The sequence below is a fragment of the Synechococcus sp. R55.7 genome, assembly GCF_047461955.1.
Classification (GTDB): domain Bacteria; phylum Cyanobacteriota; class Cyanobacteriia; order Thermostichales; family Thermostichaceae; genus Thermostichus.
Genome location: NZ_JANSIC010000009.1, coordinates 17661 through 18942, shown reverse-complemented (window position 1 = coordinate 18942; position 1282 = coordinate 17661). Strand labels below are relative to the sequence as shown.

Annotated in this window: 3 protein-coding genes; all 3 read right to left on the bottom strand. The window is 56.9% G+C overall.

Annotated features, from left to right (window positions below):
- Positions 1-435: photosystem I reaction center subunit XI (locus tag NW820_RS01215; protein WP_414406458.1), on the bottom strand; the 435-nt coding region annotated here is incomplete at its 3' end.
- A gap of 99 nt (positions 436-534) precedes the next feature.
- Positions 535-654 carry a photosystem I reaction center subunit IX gene (locus NW820_RS01210; RefSeq protein WP_011434365.1) on the bottom strand — a complete coding sequence of 40 codons (120 nt, stop codon included), beginning with the start codon at positions 652-654 and terminating at the stop codon, positions 535-537.
- Positions 655-706: 52 nt separating this feature from the next.
- On the bottom strand, positions 707-1252 hold the full coding sequence (locus tag NW820_RS01205) for a Photosystem I reaction center subunit III (RefSeq protein ID WP_414342216.1): 546 nt from the start codon (positions 1250-1252) through the stop codon (positions 707-709).
- Positions 1253-1282: the final 30 nt, after the last annotated feature.

Genomic DNA, 1282 nt, shown 5'->3' with positions numbered 1-1282 from the left:
CGCCCCCCCCATGCCCCCTACCAAGAAGCCGGCAGCCAATTCGCTCCAAGATTGGGATCCCTTTACCGGCCCTGTGTTGCGCTGCGAGGTGACAGAGCCGTAGAGAGAAAGGGCCGCCGTCAGGATCAGGATCAGGCCACAGGCTCCCAAAAAGCCGCTCAGCAGACCGATGGGCTCGTTGCGCAGCGGCCCCAGCTTGGCAAAGGGGCCGACCAGCCAATAGCCGTGGGCCATACCGATTTCCAAGCCCCGCCAAATGGAACTCAATCCCGGTCGGTTGATGGGCAGCCAGTCGATCAACAGCCGGACAACAGGCGCGTGGTTGATCGGTGTCCAGAGATCCCCAATTTGCGGATCTCCCTCAGGGACGGTGACACATCCCTCATCCATATTCAACCTATTCAACGGAGCAGGCTCGGCATTGGGTTCGACCATTTCAGCAACTCTGTGTCCGGTTCAAGAGAGGATGGAAAAAAGCTCAAAAAAGCAGGGATCCCGTCGGGCATGGTTGCACTGGGGATCCCTGGCCTACACTCAGAACGTCAAAATGTCGGGGAAGAAGCGATTGATCTCGATGAACAGGGCAAAAACAAAGCTGGAAAACAGGATAAATGCCACCGGAGCAGTGGTGAGAAACTTGGTGAAATCAGCCATAGACGCCTCTCAAAAGTTAAATAAATCGAGTTAGAAAGCCGGGCTCAGCTCCTCAGCGGGGCGAGATGGGCACAGCCGCTTCCGGCTCTCGAATTTCGCCGCTGGCAATTTCCTTAAAAGCAGCAGCGGGCCAAGCCAAAGCCGTGAGGAAACACCGCAGCGCCAGCGGTACATCGATCAGGCTTTCTTTCATTTCGGGGCTATCCTCATCCCGAACCGCGATCAGGTAAGAACGCCCGGCCCAGCCCAGCCAACCGGCGATATAGAGGAAAAGCAGGCCGGGGATGAGAAACTCGCCCGCATGGTTCAACCGACCATCTGTAACCAGGTGGGGCAGGCCCTCTTCGCCGCAGAGCAGCTTGCTGTAGCGCTCAAAGCGCTTGCTGGTTTGGGCCAGCTTTTGCTGGTAGACGGGAGCCATAGCAGGGCTGGCGTTGAGGATCTTCTCCTCTAGGCTGCTCAGGCGTTCGTTCATCAGAGCCTGAAAAGCGGGAACTTCGCTGCAAGGTTTCAGACCAATCAAGGGCTCTGCCTGCACAGATTGGGCGAGGCCAAGCGCAATGCAAAGGGCCAAAAGAAGGCTTAAAAAGGTTCGCATAGCAGGATGTGTCCTTGAGGTAGGGGTCTA

Excerpts from the sequence above, each read along its gene's own strand:
- NW820_RS01205 (WP_414342216.1), bottom strand. The coding sequence starts at position 1,252 with ATGCGAACCTTTTTAAGCCTTCTTTTGGCCCTTTGCATTGCGCTTGGC.
- NW820_RS01210 (WP_011434365.1), bottom strand. The coding sequence starts at position 654 with ATGGCTGATTTCACCAAGTTTCTCACCACTGCTCCGGTGGCATTTATC.